Annotated in this window: 20 protein-coding genes; 9 read left to right on the forward strand and 11 right to left on the reverse strand. The window is 66.5% G+C overall.

Features of this window, described 5'->3' with window-relative positions:
- Nucleotide 1 precedes the first annotated feature (1 nt).
- Together JOF56_RS45260 and JOF56_RS45265 are read right to left on the reverse strand one after the other, a co-directional pair.
- Complete coding sequence (locus JOF56_RS45260; protein ID WP_209645694.1) at nt 2-448, reverse strand: universal stress protein; 447 nt, start codon at nt 446-448, stop codon at nt 2-4.
- Nucleotides 449-538: 90 nt separating this feature from the next.
- Nucleotides 539-1,051: a hypothetical protein gene (locus JOF56_RS45265; protein ID WP_209645695.1), complete on the reverse strand. Its 513-nt coding sequence runs from the start codon at nt 1,049-1,051 to the stop codon at nt 539-541.
- Nucleotides 1,052-1,217: 166 nt separating this feature from the next.
- Between JOF56_RS45265 and JOF56_RS45270 the strand changes: the two genes are divergently transcribed.
- From JOF56_RS45270 to JOF56_RS45280, 3 genes are all read left to right on the forward strand, one after another.
- Nucleotides 1,218-2,216, forward strand: a complete 999-nt coding sequence (locus JOF56_RS45270; protein ID WP_209645696.1) for an Acg family FMN-binding oxidoreductase — start codon at nt 1,218-1,220, stop codon at nt 2,214-2,216.
- A 1-nt stretch (nt 2,217) separates the two neighbouring features.
- Complete coding sequence (ppsA, locus tag JOF56_RS45275; protein WP_209645697.1) at nt 2,218-4,473, forward strand: phosphoenolpyruvate synthase; 2,256 nt, start codon at nt 2,218-2,220, stop codon at nt 4,471-4,473.
- A gap of 125 nt (nt 4,474-4,598) precedes the next feature.
- Entirely contained in the window at nt 4,599-5,117 is a 519-nt protein-coding gene (locus tag JOF56_RS45280) for a DUF6069 family protein (RefSeq protein ID WP_209645698.1), read from the forward strand.
- 45 nt (nt 5,118-5,162) lie between these two features.
- Here JOF56_RS45280 and JOF56_RS45285 read toward each other — a convergent pair whose 3' ends face one another.
- Genes JOF56_RS45285 through JOF56_RS45300 form a run of 4 tightly spaced genes read right to left on the reverse strand, consistent with a single transcriptional unit; the run spans nt 5,163 to nt 7,933 of the window.
- Nucleotides 5,163-5,852, reverse strand: a complete 690-nt coding sequence (locus tag JOF56_RS45285; protein ID WP_209645699.1) for a DUF998 domain-containing protein — start codon at nt 5,850-5,852, stop codon at nt 5,163-5,165.
- Between the two features lie 14 nt (nt 5,853-5,866).
- On the reverse strand, nt 5,867-6,457 hold the full coding sequence (locus JOF56_RS45290; RefSeq protein WP_209645700.1) for a pyruvate formate lyase family protein: 591 nt from the start codon (nt 6,455-6,457) through the stop codon (nt 5,867-5,869).
- Nucleotides 6,349-6,882, reverse strand: a complete 534-nt coding sequence (locus tag JOF56_RS45295) for a pyruvate formate lyase family protein (RefSeq protein WP_209645701.1) — start codon at nt 6,880-6,882, stop codon at nt 6,349-6,351. The genes JOF56_RS45290 and JOF56_RS45295 overlap by 109 nt, the downstream gene beginning before the upstream one ends.
- Before the next feature lie 13 nt (nt 6,883-6,895).
- Nucleotides 6,896-7,933 carry a zinc-dependent alcohol dehydrogenase family protein gene (locus tag JOF56_RS45300; RefSeq protein ID WP_209645702.1) on the reverse strand — a complete coding sequence of 346 codons (1,038 nt, stop codon included), beginning with the start codon at nt 7,931-7,933 and terminating at the stop codon, nt 6,896-6,898.
- A gap of 178 nt (nt 7,934-8,111) precedes the next feature.
- Here JOF56_RS45300 and JOF56_RS45305 point away from each other — a divergent pair, with 178 nt between their 5' ends.
- The gene (locus tag JOF56_RS45305; protein WP_209645703.1) at nt 8,112-9,374 is read left to right on the forward strand and encodes an NAD(P)/FAD-dependent oxidoreductase; all 1,263 of its coding nucleotides are present in this window, start codon (nt 8,112-8,114) and stop codon (nt 9,372-9,374) included.
- Between the two features lie 133 nt (nt 9,375-9,507).
- On the opposite strand, the gene JOF56_RS45310 is transcribed toward JOF56_RS45305, so the two are convergent.
- From JOF56_RS45310 to JOF56_RS45320, 3 genes are read right to left on the reverse strand one after another with little or no spacing between them, the layout of a single operon-like run.
- Nucleotides 9,508-10,158, reverse strand: a complete 651-nt coding sequence (locus JOF56_RS45310; protein WP_209645704.1) for a potassium channel family protein — start codon at nt 10,156-10,158, stop codon at nt 9,508-9,510.
- A complete protein-coding gene (locus JOF56_RS45315; protein ID WP_209645705.1) occupies nt 10,155-10,814 on the reverse strand; it encodes a potassium channel family protein in 660 nt (219 codons plus the stop codon). Before JOF56_RS45315 ends, JOF56_RS45310 begins: the two co-directional genes overlap by 4 nt.
- Nucleotides 10,811-13,570 (reverse strand): cation-translocating P-type ATPase, encoded by a 2,760-nt coding sequence (locus JOF56_RS45320; protein WP_209645706.1) that lies wholly within the window; start codon nt 13,568-13,570, stop codon nt 10,811-10,813. The genes JOF56_RS45315 and JOF56_RS45320 overlap by 4 nt, the downstream gene beginning before the upstream one ends.
- Nucleotides 13,571-13,678: 108 nt before the next feature.
- Here JOF56_RS45320 and JOF56_RS45325 point away from each other — a divergent pair, with 108 nt between their 5' ends.
- From JOF56_RS45325 to JOF56_RS45340, 5 genes are all read left to right on the forward strand, one after another.
- Nucleotides 13,679-14,515, forward strand: a complete 837-nt coding sequence (locus tag JOF56_RS45325) for a universal stress protein (protein WP_209645707.1) — start codon at nt 13,679-13,681, stop codon at nt 14,513-14,515.
- 2 nt (nt 14,516-14,517) lie between these two features.
- Nucleotides 14,518-15,036, forward strand: coding sequence for a flavodoxin domain-containing protein (locus JOF56_RS45330; protein WP_209645708.1), 519 nt, complete (start codon nt 14,518-14,520; stop codon nt 15,034-15,036).
- Nucleotides 15,017-15,322: an HPF/RaiA family ribosome-associated protein gene (locus JOF56_RS45335; RefSeq protein WP_209645709.1), complete on the forward strand. Its 306-nt coding sequence runs from the start codon at nt 15,017-15,019 to the stop codon at nt 15,320-15,322. Before JOF56_RS45330 ends, JOF56_RS45335 begins: the two co-directional genes overlap by 20 nt.
- A gap of 103 nt (nt 15,323-15,425) precedes the next feature.
- Nucleotides 15,426-15,548: a hypothetical protein gene (locus JOF56_RS59760; protein ID WP_281065588.1), complete on the forward strand. Its 123-nt coding sequence runs from the start codon at nt 15,426-15,428 to the stop codon at nt 15,546-15,548.
- 99 nt (nt 15,549-15,647) lie between these two features.
- Nucleotides 15,648-16,256 carry a DoxX family protein gene (locus tag JOF56_RS45340; RefSeq protein WP_209645710.1) on the forward strand — a complete coding sequence of 203 codons (609 nt, stop codon included), beginning with the start codon at nt 15,648-15,650 and terminating at the stop codon, nt 16,254-16,256.
- A 135-nt stretch (nt 16,257-16,391) separates the two neighbouring features.
- Here the strand turns inward: JOF56_RS45340 and JOF56_RS45345 are convergent, their stop codons facing one another.
- A complete protein-coding gene (locus JOF56_RS45345) occupies nt 16,392-16,619 on the reverse strand; it encodes a hypothetical protein (protein WP_209645711.1) in 228 nt (75 codons plus the stop codon).
- Nucleotides 16,616-19,252, reverse strand: a complete 2,637-nt coding sequence (locus JOF56_RS45350) for a bifunctional acetate--CoA ligase family protein/GNAT family N-acetyltransferase (RefSeq protein ID WP_245378668.1) — start codon at nt 19,250-19,252, stop codon at nt 16,616-16,618. The genes JOF56_RS45345 and JOF56_RS45350 overlap by 4 nt, the downstream gene beginning before the upstream one ends.
- Nucleotides 19,253-19,304 lie beyond the last annotated feature (52 nt).

Consider the following 19,304-nt stretch of genomic DNA (forward strand, 5'->3'; position numbering starts at 1 on the left):
GTCACGCACCTTCCGGTTCCGGACGCACGACCACGACGGGCACGTTGGAGTGCCGCACACACGACGCGCTGACGGACCCGAGGAGGGCCTTGCGGAGCCGCTCGCCGCGGTGTGTCGCGACAACGAGCATCGCGGCTTCCTGTGCGGCCTCGACCAGTGCCTTGGCCGGCGGGCCTTCGACCGCACGCTCGACGATCGGCGGCACGTGCTCGCGGCCCTGAACGGCCAGTCGTACTGTGCTCGACAGTTTCTCCTCAGCGATCTTGCGGATCTGCTCGCTGGGCGTCCAGACGAAGTCCGTCGCCGGGTCGACCGACCACACCGTGACCGCGTGCACCGAGCAGCGGCGGAGGCTGGCTTCCTCGATCGCCCAGGCCAGCGCCTTGCGCGCGGCATCCGAATCGTCCACGCCGACAACGATCGGCCGGTTCTCGTTCTGCTCAACCATTGTGGTTCACCTTCCCGTGAAGTCCTGCCATCACTGTGGTCGCCGGCAAGCTCACGTCGATAGGGCCCAATTACCCAGTGGCCCTAGGGCTCACGCCCCGGCGTCGCAGACCGGCGTACTGCAGCAGCACGCCACCCGCGATCGCGACCACCCGGCACCGAGCAGTCCTGCTCCCAGCGGCAACAGGCCAGGGACCGTCGCACCGGCCGACAGGTCGACCTCGACGCCTGAGGTGGTGTCCGCGTTGAGGACGACTAGCGTCCACTGTCCATCCGGGACATTCCAGGACAGCCTGCGTGGACCGGAGCCGACCACGGAAACCGACCAAAACTGTTGTTCTTCGGGTAGTGCGAACTGACCGGCCATCCGGCGCCCGCGCCACATCGGGACCGGCGACAGCGTCCTGGCGCGGTCGTAGGCGATGCCGCTGAGGTACCGGGACACGTCATCGGCCGGCCCGATCCCGATGAACAGGCGCTGGCTGGAGTCGGCGTTGATCCTGACCAGCACAATCAGGTGCGGAATCACCAGAAACCATTTCACCAGCCAGAGCCAGCTGCTCAGCTGCTCGTCCGGCCGGCCTTGCAACCGGACAGAACTCATCGAGTCCTCCTCGCGATAGCTGTCCACTTCGACCCCACTGTCGACCCGCTGGGTTGGGCCGGACAGGGCACACAGGCCGGGGCATAGCGGGTCTTCTGGCCCATACCCGGAACACCGCACGCGTGCGACCGTCCGGGCAACGGAAGTTCACTGGAGGTGACAGAGCATGAGGCACGGCCTACCCGACGAGAAGACCGTGCGGTCCGCGATCGCGCTGGCGATTCGTGCGCCGTCGGTGCACAACTCCCAACCTTGGCGCTGGCGCGTGGGCGACAGCTCATTGCACCTGTACGCCGACTGGTCACGGCATCTGGCCGCGACCGACCCGGACGGCCGCGACCTCATCGTCAGCTGCGGTGCGTCCCTGCACCACCTACGAGTGGCACTGGCCGCACTCGGCTGGGGCACGACTGTCCATCATCTGCCCAACCCGGGCGATCCGGATCACCTTGCCGCCGTGGAGGTCTTCGAACGCGCGCCGACCGAGGAGGACATCCCGGTCGCGGCAGCCATCCCCAGGCGCCGCACCGACCGGCGGCTCTACAGCTCCTGGCCGGTCCCGGAGGCGTTGCTGGACCAACTGGGCGAATACTCGTTCGAACAAGGCGCCGTGCTGCGCGCGGCGACCGATCCGGCGATGCGCTTCCGCCTCGCCTCGGCGATCACGGAAGCCGACCGTCTACAAAGCACTGCCCCGGAGTACCAGTCCGAGCTGGCGGCATGGAGCGGCCGGTACAGCGGGTCAACGGACGGTGTGCCTGCGGCCGCGACTCCGTTGATCTACGAGGGTTACGGGGATCTGTCGATGCGACGGTTCGCCGCGCCCGGTCTGGCGCAGCCGAAAGAGTCATACGCCGACCTCGACGCGGGCGAACTTGTCGTGCTGGGAACGACTTCGGACGACCTGGTGTCCCGGCTGCACGCCGGCGAGGCCACCAGCGCCGTTCTGCTGTGGGCGACCTCTTTCGGCCTGGCTACATGCCCCTTGAGCCAGCCGCTGGAGGTGCCGAGCGTCCGCGAGGAGCTCAAAGTTCAACTGCTGGACGATGCCCTGTTCCCGCAACTGGTGCTGCGGATCGGCTGGGGCCACATCAACGCGGACCCGCTGCTGGCCACGCCCCGGCGTCCCGTCACTGAGATCTTCGACCACCTTCCGGGGAGATGAGATGACCAAGTACGTGATCGGATTCGAGGCGCTGGGCAAGAACGACGCGCCCGTCGCCGGCGGGAAGGGGGCCAACCTCGGCGAGCTCACCGCAGCCGGGCTGCCCGTGCCGCCCGGGTTCGTGGTCGCCGCCGACTCCTACCTGACGTCCATGGGGCAGAACGGAGCCCGCGCCGAGATCAACAAAGCCGTGCAGGACCTGCTGCCGTTGGCCGCCCAGCCCGAGGAACTCGCGGCGGCCAGCAAGCACCTCCAGGCACTCGTGCGGGAGGCCGGAGTGCACCCGGATGTCCGGGCCGGTGTGCTGGATGAGTACCGGCTGCTGGGTGATGACGTGTCGGTGGCGGTGCGCTCCTCGGCCACCTCCGAGGACACCGCGGGCGCGTCCTTCGCCGGGATGAACGAGACCTATACCAACGTCGTCGGCGCCGAACAGCTGCTGGAGCGGCTCGTCGACTGCTGGGCATCCTTGTTCGGACAGCGTTCCCTGGCCTACCGCGCCGAACGCGGCCTGACCGAAGAACCCGCCATCGCCGTCGTCGTCCAGCAGATGGTGCACTCCGAACGGTCCGGCGTCATGTTCACCGCGGACCCGTCCACCGGCGACCGCGACCGGATCGTCATCGAGGCCGCATTCGGCCTCGGCGAGGTCGTCGTCAGCGGTGCGATCGAGCCGGACACCCACATCATGTCCAAAAAGGACTTCTCCGCGATCAGCATCCGGGTCGGCACCCAGACCCACGAGATCGTCCGCGGCCCAGACGGCGCCGACCTGCGCGTCGAGCTGACCGGCAAGGAATCCACCCGTCGCGCGCTCACCGACGAGGAAGCCGGCGACCTGGCCCGGCTGGCCGCCCGGGTCGAACAGCACTACGGCGTCCCGCAGGACATCGAATGGTCCATTGTCGACGGGAAGATCTGGCTGGTGCAGTCCCGGCCCATCACCACTCTCGGCCCGGCCGACGGCGAAGAGCAGGTCCTGATCAAGGGCCTCGCTGCCTCGCCAGGCATCGCGGTGGGCCGTGTCCGGGTGCTGTCCTCTCCCGCCGAAGGCGCACAGCTGCAGGACGGGGCCGTGCTCGTCGCGTCGATGACCAACCCTGACTGGGTGCCCACCATGCGCCGTGCCGGTGCTGTGGTCACCGACGAGGGCGGTATGACATGCCACGCGGCCATCGTCGCCCGTGAACTCGGGGTGCCGTGCATCGTGGGTACTCGCAACGCGACCAGCGTCTTGAAGGACAGCCAGCAGGTCACGATAGATGGTCGCGAAGGTCGCGTCCTGGCCGGGGCTGTGCGGCAGAAGGCCGAGGTCGCTCAGGTCGCAGCCGCGGCGATGCCGATCTTCGAGCCGCTGGCGACCAAGTTGTACGTCAATCTGGCGATGGCCGACCACGCCGAAGCCGCGGCCGCGCTGCCGGTCGACGGCGTGGGTCTGCTGCGGGCGGAGTTCATGCTGGCCGAGGCCCTGTCCGGGATGCACCCGCGTCGGTTCCTGGCCGACCGTGGGCCGGAGGACTTCATCTCCGCGATGGCCAAGTCCCTGCTGAAGATCACCCGCCCGTTCATGCCGCGGCCGGTGATCTACCGTGCGATGGACTTCCGCACCAACGAGTTCCACGACCTCGTCGGCGGCGCGGAGTTCGAACCGTCGGAGAACAACCCGATGATCGGCTACCGCGGCTGCTACCGGTACGTCCGCGAACCCGAGTTGTTCGCGCTCGAACTGGCCGCGCTGGCCCGGGTGCGGGAGGAGACGCCGAACCTGCACATCATGATCCCGTTCGTGCGCACAAAGTGGGAGCTGGCCCGGTGCCTGGAGATGATCGCCGCCAGCCCGCTCGGCCGCCAGCGCGGCCTGTTGCGCTGGGTCATGGCTGAGGTCCCGTCGGTTGTCTATCGGATCCCGGAGTACGCCGCCATGGGCATTGACGGCGTCTCTATCGGCAGCAACGACCTGACACAACTGGTGCTGGGCGTCGACCGGGACTCCACGCCGTGCGCGGAGCTGTTCGACGAGTCTGACCCCGCGGTGCTGGACACCATCGCGCGGATTATCAAGGCCTGCGAGGAAGCCGGGATCACGTCCTCGTTGTGTGGCCAGGCCCCGTCCAACCGGCCGGAGTTCGCTGAACACCTGGTGCGTGCCGGCATCACGTCCGTGTCGGTCAACCCTGACGTCGTGCCGCACGCTCGGGCCATCATCGGCTCTGCCGAGCGCCGTCTCATGCTGCAGGCGGCACTACGCGACCGGTGAGACACCGCTGGTGGGGATCACTGGGACGACCAGCGATCCCCACCTTTCGCTGTCCGCTGACCGAGCGGACCGGCTCGTGAAGGACGACAATCGGCAGCGGTGGATCAGCACGAAGGGAGTCGGACATGGCCGACTACGACGGTGGCGCCCGGTACGGCGCGGCCAGACGTCCTGGCGTCAACGCCGCCCGGCTCTGGGCGAGCGGGCTTGCCACAGCTGTGGTCGCCGCCCTGCTGGCCGTGGTGGGCATCCTGATCGCCCGGGGCGTCGTCGAGGTCGCCGTCCTGGCGCCGAAAGGCGAGGGCGTCTGGGGCAACGCGAACACGTTCACCTACGCGATGCTCTCCGCCCTGGCGGCACTGCTGGCCACCGGGATGATGCATCTGCTGATCCTGGCAGTCGCGGCACCCCGGCAGTTCTTCACGTGGATCATGGTGCTGATGACGCTGATCGCCGTGGTCCTGCCGCTGACCCTGACCGTCGAGATCGGCGGGAAGATCGCGACCGCGGTGATCAATCTGGCCATCGGCCTGGCCATTACGATCGTCCTCAACACCGTCGCCGCCTCAGCGCGAACCGTCCGCGCCGGCAGGCCGAATGACGCGCCCACACGCCAGTGGGACCAGCCACCCGACAACTACTGAGACAAGTGGCCCATTCAGGTGAAACCGGACACGATCGTGTCCGGTCTAGAGCGCTGTCGCTGATCTGCGAACCTGAGCGCGCAGCAGCACGACGGCCAGGACTGTCAGCCACAGCAGGTATCCGCCGATATTGATGCGTTCGAGCACACCGAGCCATGGCGTTGATTCGTTCGCGGCAAGGTGGGGTCCCTGAAGACCGGCCATGGCGCCGAAAACCACCAGAGTGGCCAAGGTGGCCCACGAGTAGACGCGGAACCACATCCCCGCTGTCGTCGCGGCAAAGCCCACCGCAAGCAGGATGAGGGCCACGATCACACCGGTGAGCACCGCGTGCATCGTGTCGGTCGTTGTCGGCACGGCACCGCGGAGGTGGATCGAGAAGAAGACCGTGGCTACCGAGCCGATGACTCCAATACCGGCGAGCAGGCCGGCAGTGACACGGAGTGCTCGCCGGTTCGCAGAGGCCCAGACACCAGCCGCGAAGGCGATCAACAGAATGTTGTGCGCGAGGAAAAGCGCGACGACGAGTGCACGTGGCGGTGCGTCGATCGCGAACAGCTCGCTGATGGTCTGTGAGGCGGTGTTGTACCCCTCCCACAACAGGGTTGCCAGGATTGTCGTCCCGGCGTAGAGCAACGAGGACAGCACGCCACAGACGAGCAGTGCCGTCCGGCCGCCTTCCCGCAGGACGCCATGTCGCAACGACTCCAGCGTTCGATCGATCACGGTTGACATTGCCGACCTCCTCTTTAGAAGACCGGTGTTCCCCGCTGGGCGAACTGGTCCCGGGCTCGTTCGATCAACGCGACATCCGGAGTCGGTACGTGCTCCAACGGGAACACCATGCCGAGCTTGGTGTACTTGGCGGCACCGAGTTTGTGGAAGGGCAGGACTTCGACGCGGTCGACGGTCTTGAGGGTGCTGACGAACGAGGCGATGCCCTCCACGTTGGCTGGGTCGTCGGTCAGGCCCGGGACGAGCACGAACCTGATCCACATGCGGTTGCCGTCGGGTGTGTCGCCGGTGTGCTTGCCGTACACCACGTTGGACGTGATGGTCAGCACGGACTGGGTGTGGATGGCGTCGCGGTAGGCCGAGTAGCGCCGCACCTTGGTCATGAACTGCTCGACCAGACCAACGGCGATGCGGTCCGCGCGGTCGTCGTTGTTGCCGTAGCGCGGGAAATCCCCGGAAACGGCGTAGTCGACGGCGAGGCCGTTGGAGTCGCGGATCACGCGAACCCGGGCGTACTGAATGGCCGACAAGCTGTCGGCGACCACTGACAGGCCTGCGATACCGCAGCCGAGCAGGCGCTGCACCGGATAGTCGTGCAGGGCCATCGGCCGTAGGCGTCGGGCAGGCCGGTGATGATCCCCGCCTTGCGGGCGTGCAGGATCTCGGCGGTGTAGGCGTCGAACATGCCGTCGTTGTGTGTCTTGCGGTACTTGGTGAAGATCTCCTTCACGACCGGGTCGAGCTTGTAGCCGTACGCGTCCAGCCCGGCTTCGACCAGCCGCAGCCCGCCGGCTGGCATAATTGCGCGCTTGAGGGGTGCGTCAGTCTGCAGGCCGACGCCGCTCGGCGGGAGAGCGTCATACGGCACGGCGCCGATCATGATCTGCCCCTGCGGCAGGTGGACCATCACCGCCAACACGGGCAGATCACGCCGGCCCGCCTCGGCGACCGCCCATTTCAGAGCGGCTGTGCTCGCCGTCGATCCACCGACGCCGACCAGGATCGGGCGGCGTCCGCTCGTCTCGGTCACCGTTGCTCTCCTTTCAGCTGAACAGGACGACCTTCAGCGCGCCGCTGTCGGCTGGGTGCGCGAAGACGTCATAGGCCTCGTCCATCTCGGACAGTCCGAAGCGGTGAGTGATGAACCGCTCCGCGTCCAGGCGTCCGGCCGCGAGCATCCTCAGCAGCCGGGGCGTGGTCACGGTGTCGACCAGACCTGTCGTGATCGTGACGTTGCGGATCCACAGCTCCTCCAGATGCAAAGTCGCCGGCTTGCCATGCACTCCAACGTTTGCCACCCGGCCACCAGGCCTGACCAGCCGCGTGCAGAGCTCGAACGACTCCGGCACACCCACAGCCTCGATCGCGGTGTCGGCGCCTGCTCCTGCGGTCAGCTCGGCAACCGCGGCGGCGACGTCGTCGGCCGCATTCACCGTGATGTCGGCGCCGAACTGCTTGGCGGCGTCGAGTCGGGAAGCAGCGACATCGACAGCGACGATGTGGCTCGGGCTGTAGAACTGCGCGGTCTGGATCGCGGCCAAGCCAATCGGCCCCGCACCCACGATCACGACCGTGTCGCCCGGTTTGACTTGTCCATTGAGGACGCCGACCTCGTAGGAGGTGGGCAGGATGTCGGCCAGCATCACCGCGGCGTCATTGGCAACGCCATCAGGCAGCACGTGGGTCGAGGTGTCCGCGAATGGAATCCGGGCGTACTCGGCCTGCACACCGTCGACGGTGTGGCCGAGAATCCAGCCGCCACCGCCCTGGCACTGGCCGTAAACGCCGGTGCGGCAGTACAGGCATCGCCCGCACGCGCTGATACAGGACGCCAGCACCCGATCGCCGGGCTTCAAGCCGGACACCGCAGCACCGACCTGCTCGACCGTCCCAACAGCCTCATGGCCCAGGATCCGGCCCGGTTCGACTTCTGGCACGTCGCCCTTGAGGATGCGCAGGTCCGTGCCACAGATCGTGACCGCGTCGACGCGGATGATCGCGTCGGTGGGGTCGCGCAGTTCGGGTTTCGGGACTTCTTCCCACGAACGGCGGCCGGGGTCGTGGTACACCAGTGCCTTCATACTTCCTCCTCACTTTCGTGCACTACGAGACTCCCGCCGGACCGCATCAAGTGGTTAGGGCCTGCTGCCGTTGCGATCAGGGCCGAAAGGCCCGAACTCAGCGGAGCGCCAGGCCCTGATGGGAATCGCCGTCAGGCAGCACCGTGAGCACGACAAGTGACAAGGGAAAGGAGACGTGATGCTCGCGCCACGAGTGGTCATCCTCGGCAGCGGCTTCGCGGGCCTGGAGACCGCGTTCCTGCTTCGCTCCAAGCTCGACAAGGCGGACGTCGACATCACGGTCGTGTCGGACCGTGACGACTTCCTGTTCAAGCCCAACATGATCTACCTGCCGTTCGGCGCGGCGGAGAAACCTTTGCACGTGCCGCTGCAGAAGGCTTTCTTCAACCACGACATCCACCACCGGATCGGCCACGTGGAAAACGTCCACGCCGAACGAAGTGTCGTGCACACCAGTCGCGGCCTGCCGATCCACTACGACAAACTGGTCATCGCCACCGGCGCGGCCATGAATCCCGACGAGATCCCCGGCCTGCGCGAGTTCGCCCGGACGATCTGGGCACCTGGCCAGATGCACAAACTCGGCGAGGACCTGCAGTGGGTCGCGCAGCACGCCCGGCACGGCCGCCACCAGAATGTCCTGTTCCTCGTCCCGCCCGGAAACAAGTGCGCCGGACCGCTGTACGAGATCGCGTTCATGCTCGACATCTGGCTGCACCGCAAAGGTGTGCGTCACCAGATCGACATCACGTTCACCACCTGCGAGCCGGCCTTCATCCAGGCATTCGGCCCCAAAGTCCGGGACGTGGTCGTCGAGGAGTTCGCCATCCGCAGGATCACCGGCCACACCGGTGTCGCCCCGGAGAAGGTCACCGAGACCGAGGTCGTCTACACCGACGGCGAGACCCGCCAGTTCGACCTGTTGATCAGTTTCCCACCGTATATCGCGGCCAAGCGGTACGAGGGCCTGCCTGCCGACGACCGCGGTTTCCTCACCTGCGAACCCGAAACCCGCGCAGTCGTCGGCCATCCGGACATCTTCGCGCCCGGCGACGCGGGCGACTTCCCGGTCAAACAGGCCTTCCTGGCCCTGCTGCAGGCCGACGCGGTCGCCAGCAAGATCACGGCCGACATCACCGGCCGAACGCCCCAGCGGCTGTTCGAGCCGACCAGCATGTGCGTGATGGAGATGCTGGACAGGGCCACCTTCGCCCAGGTTCCCTTGCGCCTCACCGACGATCCGGACAGGCCGGTGACCGTCGACCTGGACTCGGTGAGCGAATACCGCGTCGGGACAGGCGCGACCTGGCGGCTGGGCAAGAAGGCCCTAGGGACCTACCTGCCGGCGCGGTTCCGCCATGGTCTTCCGTTCCACGCAGGAGCCGGATGGCGCGTGATGGAGACCGGACTGCGGGCCGGGGCGCGGTTGCTCGCGCACTGACAGGGCCGGATGGCCCTAGAGCAGGTCGCCGAAAGGGAACCCTTCGGCCGCGAGCCTGGGCACAAGGTCCCTGATGGCAACCGGTTGCCGGCGAGCTCGGCTACGAGCAGATCGACGCCGACGGAACCACCAGTCACTGAAACACCTTGTGGATGTCGCTGTCGGTCGCGGTGCTCGTGACGACCAGGACAGTGTCCCCAGGGTGGAAGCGGTAGTCGCCGCTGGGAACCATCGGCTGTCCATCATGGACGACAGTCGCCACTACCGTGCCCGCAGGTACTTCCAGGTCCGCCAGCTGCCTGCCTGCTGCTGCGGACGAATCCCCGATCCGGGTCTCGATCAGCTCCACACCCGCCGCCGCGAGACGCACCAAGCCCACGGTGTCCGTGACGCCCGCGGCTTCCTCGATCAGCGACACCAGCGGTGCGGCAGCCGGCAGAGCGACGTCCACGCCCCAACGCGCCGCGAACAGCCACGCGTTGTCGGGATCGTTCACCCGTGCCAGCACCCTGCGCACGCCGAACTGCCGCTTGGCCAGCAGCGAGATAACGAGATTGTCCTCGTCCTCACCGGTCGCGGCCAGCAGCAGGTGCGTGCGCAGGGCACCAGCGGCCTCGAGTACAGGTGGCTCACATGCGTCGCCCCGGACCAGTCGATATGCCGTGCCGAGGCGGTCGAGCCTGTGCTGGTCGCGGTCGACGACCGTGACCTCGTGGCCGGTGGCCGCCAGCAGATGCGCGGCCTGCTCGCCGAGCCGGCCCGTTCCGACGATCAGGATCTTCATGTGCCGAGCTCCTTGTCGAGAAACGACCGCAACCGGTCCAAAGCTGTGGCGGCCACGGCGAAACTGACCGCGTCGTCGGCTTCGGCGAGAGTGGTCGTGGTCGGAATGAACGATGTGCCGCCACGCGTGACGGCGATGACACGGATCTCGCTGTCGACTTCCAAGTCATGCAGCGGCCGGCCATCAAACCAGGAGGGCAGGGTCTCGCGGACCAGCAAGGTGTCGCCGTTGCCGAAGCTCACCTCCGGATTGACGTACCGGTGCGAGAGCATCTGGCGGATCCGGTTGGTGGTCCACCGGACGCTGGCCACGGTCGGAATCCCCAGGTCACGGTAGATGTCCGCGCGACGCGGGTCGTAGATACGGGCCACGACCTGCGGGACCTGGTAGTCCTCCTTGGCGATCCGGGCGCCGACGATGTTGGTGTTGTCGCCGGAGGTGACGGCCACGAACGCACCGGCCTCCGCGATGCCCGCCTTTTCCAGCACCGCACGGTTGTAGCCGTTGCCGACGATGAAAACCCCGGAGTAGTTGGCAGGCAGCAACTGCCTGGTCTCCGGATCTCGATCGAGCACGCATACGTCGTGGCCTTCGACCGACAGCTGATGAGCCAGCGTCGACCCGACCCGGCCGCACCCCATGATGATCGCTTTCATGTCAAGACCTCCTTGCGACGATGCACGGCCTTGCGGATCTCGTCAGCGACAAGGACAAGCGAGCCCAGTGCGAACAGAAGTCCCCAGTCCGCGACCGAAAGCGGCGCGGTGTTGAACACGGCCTGCAGTGGCGGCAGATAGCTGATGGCGCACATGATTGCGAGCCCGATCGCTTGCGCGGCCAGCAATGGCCGGTTGGACAGCAGGCCGATACGGAACACACTGAGCCGGTCACTGCGCACGGCGAAACCGTTGAAGAACTGGCAGACCACGATGCCTGCCTGTGTCATCGTCAGTGCCTCGCGGTAGACCGGATTGTCCGAAGTGAAAGCGTCGAACGGAATGCCGGCCTTGCTGATGTGCCAGAAGAACACCGCGGTCACCACAACCGCCTGGATGCTACCGAGGAACAACATCCTGCGAACCAGATCGATGGAGAACAGCGGCTTGCGGGGATCACGTGGTGGTGTCTTCATCACCCCGGGCTCAGGTGGCTCGGTGCCCAGCGCCAACGCGGGTAGCACGTCGGATCCGAGGTCGATCGCCAGCACCTGGACCGCGCTCAACGGCACCAGCGGGAACCCGACGGCGGTCGCGGCCAGGATCGGCATCAGCTCGCCGATGTTGTGGCTGAACAGGTAGATCAGGAACTTGCGGATGTTCTGGTACACCGACCGGCCCAGCTCCACCGCGGCCGCGATCGACGCGAACGAGTCATCCAGCAACACCATGACCGACGCCTCACGGGCGACATCCGTGCCGGACTCCCCCATCGCCACACCGATGTCGGCCCGCTTCAGGGCCGGCGCGTCGTTGGCGCCGTCACCGGTGACCGCCACGATTTCGCCGAGGTCCTTGAACGCTGAGACAACCCGCATCTTGTGCTCGGGTTTGACTCGGGCGAACAACAGATACGGGTTCTCCACCAGCGCAGTGTGCAGGGTCGCATCGTCGGTCTGGTCCAGCTCCACTCCCGTGATCGTGCGTGGTACAGCACCCCTCGGGATGATCCCCACCTTCCGGGCGATCGCCTCGGCTGTGAGCGCGTAGTCCCCGGTCGTCATCACGATCCGGATCCCCGCTTCCCGGCATGCCTGGACAGCCGCGACGACTTCCGGCCGCGGCGGATCGAGCATTCCGACCAGACCGAGCAGGGTCAGACCATGCTCCGCCTCGTCGTGATCCGCCCTGGCGCTCCCGACCTCGCGAACCGCCACAGCCAACACGCGCAACGCCGAACCGGCCATCTCGTCGTTCGCCGCCAGCACTGCCCGGCGTTTCTGGTCATCCAATGTGGAGATACCGGCCGCGTCACGGATGTGAGTACACCGGGCGAGCAGTTCCTGTGGCGCGCCTTTGACGTGCGCCCAAGTCCGTCCGTCCGTGGTGTGCAGGGTGGTCATCAGCTTGCGAGCAGAGTCGAACGGCAGTTCACCGACCCTGGCCGCGTTCTGCTGTTCCGCTTGGACGTCCAGCCCTGCTTTCGCTGCCACGACAAGCAAAGCGCCCTCCGTGGTGTCGCCCAGTACTCGCCAGCCCTGTCGTCCAGCAGGCGGAAGCAGGCGCGCGTCACAGCACAAAGCAGCCACCCGCAACAACTCCCGGACCGAATCCGGATCTTCCACCTCGCCCTTGGGCTCGTAGCCGGCGCCCGACACTCGCCGCACGCGACCATCGGTCCAGATCACCTGAACCGTCATCTCGGCCTTGGTCAGGGTCCCCGTCTTGTCCGTGCAGATCACGGTGGTCGAGCCGAGCGTTTCCACCGCGAGCAGTTTCTTGATCAGCGCATGCCGCTTGGCCATCCGCCGGACACCGATCGCCAACGCCACAGACATGGTCGCCGGCAACCCCTCCGGCACCAGCGCGACCATCACACCCAGCGCGAGGACGAACGTCTCCACCAACGATCCACCTGCGAGCAGGCGAACGGCAAAAAGCAGCACTCCCAAAGCGAACGCGGCAGCCGCCACCCGGCGCGCCATCAGCGCCACCTGGCGCCGCAACGGGCTGACGTCGGTCGCCGCGCCCGCAGTGAGCTGATAGATCCGGCCGAACTCGGTGTTGCGGCCGGTGGCGACGACCACTGCCTTCCCGGTTCCCGCAGTCACGGTCGTGCCCATCCATACCAGATCGCGTGCCTCCAGCCGGGCAATGCTCGCCGCCACCGGATCCGCATCGCGCCGGACGGGCGCGCTCTCTCCGGTGAGAGCCATGTTGTTGACCGTGAGCTCGTGTGCCTCAACCACCCGGCAGTCAGCCGACACCGCGTCTCCGGCCTCGACGACCACCAAGTCCCCGGGCACCAGTTCAGCCGCCGGCACCTCAGCTCGTTCACCGTCCCGGATGACCCGGGCGCGGTGCGGAACCATGGCCTGCAGCGCTTCGGCAGTGCGCTCGGCCATGTACTCCTGCATGAACCCGATCACCGCGTTGAGCAGCACCACCGCCAGGATGGCGATCGCAAGCTGGAGACTGCCGATGTCCGGTGGATCGCTGAGCAGATACGCCACCGACGTGATGCCTGCCGCGACGATCAACATCACCGCGAACAGATCCGTGAACTGAGCAAGGAAGCGACGCACCACGGACGCTTGGCGTGGGCGGACGAGTTCGTTACGGCCGTGCGCGACCAGTCGTTCATTGGCGTCTTCCGCAGACAGTCCATGCCACGACGAACCCACCGCCTCGAGTGCTTCGGCCGCCGTGCATTCCTGCGTCAGCAGGGGAACGCGCCTGTCTGTCGCTTGGGACATGCCCGCAACGTAGGTGCGATGCCGGCATGTCAGGCAGAGGCCATTGCCCGGTCAGGACAGTGCCATCAGGCCCTGCCTGGTCCTCGTTCGTTGGGCAAGCCTGGGGCCATGAGCAAACCGATCGTGGTCGGAATCGATGGCCGACCGGACAGTGCGATCGCCCTGGACTGGGCCATTGCCGAAGCGGCCAGGCGAGGCCTTCGCCTGACGGTGCTGCACGTCGGCGAAGCGTGGTCACGGCCAGTCGCCGGCGGCCCGCTGATGACAGCGCCGCAGACGCACGGCCAGAAGGTGGTCGCCGACGCCGCCGCGGTCATCCAAGCGATGAATCGAGATATCCGCTTCTCGTCGCTCATCGTGCCCGGCACTCCGGCGGATGTTTTGGCGAGCTGGGCAACCGACGCGAGCATGATTGTGCTCGGCAACCGCAACCGCGGCGCTTTGACGACCGCGGCGCTGGGCTCGGTGAGCGGAACCGTCGCATCCCAGGCCCGCTGCCCCGTAGTCGTTGTCCGTTCTCTGGCGAGCGATCAGCTTCCAGTGTTGCTCGGTGTCGATGGATCGGCCGTGACCACTGCGGCCGTCGAGTTCGCGTTCGACTACGCCTCCCGGCACAAGACGTGGGTTCGCGCCGTGCACACGTGGCATCGCAGCATGTTCCCTGGTGGCGATGACATCGCCGAGGAGCGCGCGGCCCACTTCAGGATCGTCTCCGACGCCTTGGCAGCCGCTCGTGACCGGCACCCAACTGTGCCAGTGCGGATCTCCCGGCCCGTCGGCCGTGCGGAGGAAGTCCTCTCCGAACAGTCCATGGAGGCCCAACTGCTGGTAGTGGGCACGCGAGGGCACAGTCCCAAGGCCGGATTGCTGCTCGGCTCGGTGAGCCAGGCATTACTGCGTACCGTGAGCTGCCCGCTCGCGGTAATACCCGCTGAGGAACGATAATCATGTCACGAGTTCTGGTGGCCTACGCCACGAAAATGGGGGCAACAAAGGGAATCGCCGACGCCATCGGCGACACGATCCGTGCGGCCGGCGACGAGGTGACCGTGTTGCCGGCCAACGAGGTCACCGACGTCGGCTACTACGACGCCGTGGTGCTGGGCAGCGCGTTGTACGCGGCCCGCTGGCGCCCTGACGCCGTCCAGTTCCTGCGCCGGTTCCGCGCTGATCTGGCCAACCGGCACGTCTGGTTGTTCCACAGCGGACCACTCGGCGAGACAGTCGGCAAACCGCAGAAGACACCGTCTGCCGTGCGTCGCATGGCAAGCACGATCGGAGCTGCCGAACCGACCACCTTCGCCGGTCGCCTCGAACCCGAAACGGCACAGGGCTTCATGGCCCGCCGTATGGCCAAAGGCTCGCTCGCCGGAGACTTCCGCGACTGGGACCAGATCCGAACCTGGGCGGCCGAGATCGCCCGCTCGCTGCACGAGGAAGACATCCATGCGCCCCACCAGGACTGACCAGCAGCCGAACGTCCAGATCGAACTCGCCGACGGCATCCCGGCCACCGCCGAGAACTACGCCAGGGCCAAAATTCCAGGCCTGGTGAAGTACTCGCGCCTGCCGATCCTGTTCATCAAGGTCCGCCTGATGCCGGCCGGCCACGGCCACAACGTGGACGTCGTCGCACACGCCAACATGGACGTCAACGGCACACCCCTGATCTCCCACTCGGTCGGCAAGACCGCGACCGAAGCCGTGGACCTGTTGCAGGACAAGCTCCGCGGTCAGCTTAGCCGGATGTAGCGGAGGAACTGATGCAGCATGGCCACCGATCCCGCACAGGTCGGCGTCCAGGTCGCCGACGGCGTCGTGACGTTGACTGGCCCAGCTGGAGCGCAAGAGCTCCGTGGACATCGCTGTTTCACTCACCCACGCGGTCGCCGGAGTCGTCGATGTCGTCAACGAATTGACCTACGCGCACGACGACGAGAAGCTCCGCCTGATCGACCCGATCCCCGGCGGTCTCTGAGTTGCACCCAATGCCCTTACCGCACAGGGACTTTCGACCCAATCGGTCTTGCCTCGACACCGACAGGATGGTGTCAAACAACGAGATTAGGAGGTCCTCATGTCCATCCACGAGGCCCCGGTCAACGATTGCCTGCAGGTCTCCCCGCACCAGGCCGCGGACACCGCACCGGCACACGGCGCGGTGATGACGACAACCGCGGGCAAAGTCACCGCGATCCTGCGGATCACCACCGGACTGGTCTTCCTGTGGGCGTTCCTGGACAAGACATTCGGCCTGGGTTACGCCACCGGCTCAGCCAACGCGTGGATCAACGGCGGCTCCCCCACCAAAGGATTCCTCAGCCGCGTCGACGTCGGACCGTTCTCCGAGACCCTGCGCGGTTGGGCAGGTGGCTGGCTGACCGACTGGCTGTTCATGCTCGGCCTGCTGGGCATCGGCCTCGCCGTCACCCTCGGCATCGGCCTGCGGATCTCCGCCATCGCCGGCACGATCATGATGCTGATGATGTGGGTCGCTGAATGGCCGCTCGACCGCTTCAACGAAGCAGGCCAGCCGACCATGTCCACCAACCCCATCCTCGACTACCACCTGCTCTACGCGATCGTCCTGATCGCGCTCGCGGTCACGTACGCGGGCAACACGTGGGGCTTCGGTCGCAAGTGGGCCGAACTGGGTATCGTCCGCAAGAACCACTGGCTGATCTGATACACGACGACATCAAACGGCCGGGCGCCCTACCGCTGCTGGTAGGGCGCCCGGCCTTGATCATTGGACGCAGGGCTTCCCATACGCGAATAGGACAACAGCTGCGAGCTGCTGTCCTATTCGCATTCTGTTCAGTCAGGTTCGCTTCCACCAGCGCAGCCACCGGAAGCGCTTGTTCGCCTTGGGCGGTGGTTCGCCGACCAGCTCCGGTGCCACTTGTGGCACGTCGGCCTCCGGAGGCTCCTCCTGCTCACGCAACCGGTTGGCCTCGGCCATGAAATACCCCGTGAGCTTGTCGACGTGGTCGCCGTGCGTGGTCTGGCGGGCCTCGGTCGAGGCCTGGAACTTCTCGAAGCTGGTCATCTCATCCTCCTCAGAAAGGGATCCACGTAGTCCGTCGGCATGACACGGACGCGTGCGTCGACGACGATCCCGCCGCGCTGCCCGACGACCAGCGGGTTGATGTCCAGCTCCGCGACCTCTGGCAGTAGCTCGGCCAGCCGGGCCACGCGCAGCAGGACGTCGCGGACGGCGGACTTGTCCACATCGGACGTGAACAGTTTCGGGGCCGAACGGATGGCGTCGAGCATCTCGTCGGCGTCGACATCGGTGACTGGGACGAGCCGCGCTGTGCGGTCGTCGAGCATGTCAGTGTCCACGCCGCCGAGCCCGAACACGATCAACGGTCCGAACATGGGATCGCTACTCACGCCGATCAGCAGTTCGCGGCCGGGCTGGACCATCGGCTGGACCACGACGCCGTGCAGTGCCGTCCCGAACCGGTCTGCGAAGCCCTCGAAGGCCGCCCGGACCTCCTCGGCGTTGGACAGGCCGAGGCGTACTCCCCCGCCGCGGTTCTTGTGCAGCAGCCCGCTGGCGACGGCCTTCATCGCGACGGGAGTGTCGAACTCCTGCTGAGCGGCGACAGCTGCGTTGACGTCCTGGGCGAACATCTCGCCGAGCACCGGCAGGCCGAGGGCCCGCAGCAAGGTGACGACCTGTTCCGGGCCTAGCCACCCGCCGTGGGTGTTGGCCGCCAGATAGTCGTGGATCACCCGGCGCGCGGCCTCGGCATCGATGCCAGCCAGTTCGGGTGTGCGGCCTGCAGGCCGGCGCAGCCAGGCGGCTCGCTCTGCAGCGTGGCCCAGCGCGACGGCCGCGGCAGCGGCGTCAGCGAAGCAGGGCACCTGGTTCAACCAGTCCACCGCACTGACCTGTCCCAGTCGCACAGCGATCACAGTCTTTTGAGTGTGGACGTCGATAGCGTCTGCGGGGTCGCCAAGCGCGGTGGGCGCGGCGATGGCGATGACCGCGTCGATTCCGTCGTCTTCGAGCACGATCCGCAGCGCTTCGGTGAAGACCTTGTCGTCCACCACCGCAGTGGTGTCGACAGGGTTGCTCACACTGGCCAAGGCAGGCAGAACCGCGTGCAGCTTCTTGCGCGTTTCATCAGACAGTTCCGGAACCACGAGTCCGTTCTGGACGCAGGCATCAGCGGCAAGCACACCCGCGCCGCCCGCGTTGCTGACCACAGCCACGCGGTTGCTTGTCGGCAACGGCTGGCGAGCCAGCAGCGCGACCGTGTCGGTCAGCTCGGACAGCCGATCGACCGCGATGACACCGGCCTGCCGGAACAAGGCATCCCGCAGCACAGTCGGCGTCGTAGTGGCCGCGGTATGCGACGCCGCAGCCCGCTGCCCCACGTCCGTACTACCGGCACGGATGGCCAGGACGGGCTTGCTCCGGGCCAAATGCCGAGCCAGGCGGGAGAACTTGCGTGGGTTACCAAACGACTCCATGTAGAGCACCGCGATTCGGGTTCGGATGTCGTTCTCCCACCAGTGCAACAGGTCGTTGCCGCTCACGTCGTACTTGTCCCCAGTGGAAATCATGGTCGACACACCCATCCCCAACCGGCGCAGCTCCTCCAGCAAGGCAATGGCGATACCACCGGACTGCGTCACCACTCCGACGTCGCCCATGGCCAGGCCGCCGCGGGCGAAGCTCGCGTCGAGGCGAACCGCTGGCTCGCTATTCACGATTCCCAGGCAGTTCGGGCCGACCATGCGCATCCCGTGTTTCCGCACGGTCTCCAGCAGCCGTTTGCCCAGATCGGGATCTGTGGAAAGTCCTGAGCTGATCACCAACAGCGCCTGGACGCCCACACGGCCGCATTCCGCCGCGACGTCAGGCACCGCGGCGGCGGGCACGCACAGCACAGCAAGGTCCGGCACGTCGGGTATGGCTGCCACAGAGCGATAGCAGGGGATACCAAGCACCTCGTGAGCATGTGGGTTGACCGCGGTGACCGCGCCTGTGAAACCGCCTGCAAGAATGTTGGACAGCACCGCGTGGCCGATGGATTCCGGCTTGCGTCCCGCGCCGACAACCGTGACCGAGTCCGGGCGAAACAAGGGCTGCAGGCTCGCTTTGTCAGCGAGCCGTTCCCGGACGGCGACAGCGTCGAGGTATCCGTCGTCCGGCGCGAGGTCGATATCCACCTCGATGACATCGAAGTCCGGACGCGTGTGCACGGGCAAGCCGATGTTCGAGAACACTTGCAGCATCCGCCAGTTGCTCGGCAACACGTCCGCGGAGAACTTCCGCACGCCGCGGCTGCGCGCCAGCGATCCCAGGTGCTCCAGCAGGATTGTGCCGATACCGTGGTGCTGCACTTGGTGTGACACCACAAGAGCGACGTCTCCGGTGACCGGCGAGCGGCCTTTGATGACGACGTACGCGGCCATTCCCAGCAACGTCTCGCCCTCGAAAATGCCCACAGCGCCGTGATTCGCGGTGTCCTCGGACACGACCTTGTTGACGAAGCTGTCCAAGGGCGGGCTGGACATGCTGAAGAACCGCAGGTAGCGGTCTTCGTCCGGCATCGCCTGGTGCAGCGCGACCACCTGTTCGTGGTCGGCGGGGCCCAACTGGCGGACAGTCACCATTGTTCCGTCCGCGAGCAGTGACTTGACCGCTTCGGTGCTCATCGTCATGACTTCGACGCTAGGCACAATGTAAAAGACCAACTACGGCCAGAAGACCCTG

Source organism: Kibdelosporangium banguiense, assembly GCF_017876405.1.
Taxonomy (GTDB): Bacteria; Actinomycetota; Actinomycetes; order Mycobacteriales; family Pseudonocardiaceae; genus Kibdelosporangium; species Kibdelosporangium banguiense.

What these genes read in the sequence shown, in the direction of transcription:
- JOF56_RS45260 (WP_209645694.1), bottom strand. Translation starts at nt 448, where the DNA reads ATGGTTGAGCAGAACGAGAACCGGCCGATCGTTGTCGGCGTGGACGAT.
- JOF56_RS45265 (WP_209645695.1), bottom strand. Translation starts at nt 1,051, where the DNA reads ATGAGTTCTGTCCGGTTGCAAGGCCGGCCGGACGAGCAGCTGAGCAGC.
- JOF56_RS45270 (WP_209645696.1), top strand. Translation starts at nt 1,218, where the DNA reads ATGAGGCACGGCCTACCCGACGAGAAGACCGTGCGGTCCGCGATCGCG.
- ppsA (WP_209645697.1), top strand. Translation starts at nt 2,218, where the DNA reads ATGACCAAGTACGTGATCGGATTCGAGGCGCTGGGCAAGAACGACGCG.
- JOF56_RS45280 (WP_209645698.1), top strand. Translation starts at nt 4,599, where the DNA reads ATGGCCGACTACGACGGTGGCGCCCGGTACGGCGCGGCCAGACGTCCT.
- JOF56_RS45285 (WP_209645699.1), bottom strand. Translation starts at nt 5,852, where the DNA reads ATGTCAACCGTGATCGATCGAACGCTGGAGTCGTTGCGACATGGCGTC.
- JOF56_RS45290 (WP_209645700.1), bottom strand. Translation starts at nt 6,457, where the DNA reads ATGGCCCTGCACGACTATCCGGTGCAGCGCCTGCTCGGCTGCGGTATC.
- JOF56_RS45300 (WP_209645702.1), bottom strand. Translation starts at nt 7,933, where the DNA reads ATGAAGGCACTGGTGTACCACGACCCCGGCCGCCGTTCGTGGGAAGAA.
- JOF56_RS45305 (WP_209645703.1), top strand. Translation starts at nt 8,112, where the DNA reads ATGCTCGCGCCACGAGTGGTCATCCTCGGCAGCGGCTTCGCGGGCCTG.
- JOF56_RS45310 (WP_209645704.1), bottom strand. Translation starts at nt 10,158, where the DNA reads ATGAAGATCCTGATCGTCGGAACGGGCCGGCTCGGCGAGCAGGCCGCG.
- JOF56_RS45315 (WP_209645705.1), bottom strand. Translation starts at nt 10,814, where the DNA reads ATGAAAGCGATCATCATGGGGTGCGGCCGGGTCGGGTCGACGCTGGCT.
- JOF56_RS45320 (WP_209645706.1), bottom strand. Translation starts at nt 13,570, where the DNA reads ATGTCCCAAGCGACAGACAGGCGCGTTCCCCTGCTGACGCAGGAATGC.
- JOF56_RS45325 (WP_209645707.1), top strand. Translation starts at nt 13,679, where the DNA reads ATGAGCAAACCGATCGTGGTCGGAATCGATGGCCGACCGGACAGTGCG.
- JOF56_RS45330 (WP_209645708.1), top strand. Translation starts at nt 14,518, where the DNA reads ATGTCACGAGTTCTGGTGGCCTACGCCACGAAAATGGGGGCAACAAAG.
- JOF56_RS45335 (WP_209645709.1), top strand. Translation starts at nt 15,017, where the DNA reads ATGCGCCCCACCAGGACTGACCAGCAGCCGAACGTCCAGATCGAACTC.
- JOF56_RS45340 (WP_209645710.1), top strand. Translation starts at nt 15,648, where the DNA reads ATGTCCATCCACGAGGCCCCGGTCAACGATTGCCTGCAGGTCTCCCCG.
- JOF56_RS45345 (WP_209645711.1), bottom strand. Translation starts at nt 16,619, where the DNA reads ATGACCAGCTTCGAGAAGTTCCAGGCCTCGACCGAGGCCCGCCAGACC.
- JOF56_RS45350 (WP_245378668.1), bottom strand. Translation starts at nt 19,252, where the DNA reads ATGACGATGAGCACCGAAGCGGTCAAGTCACTGCTCGCGGACGGAACA.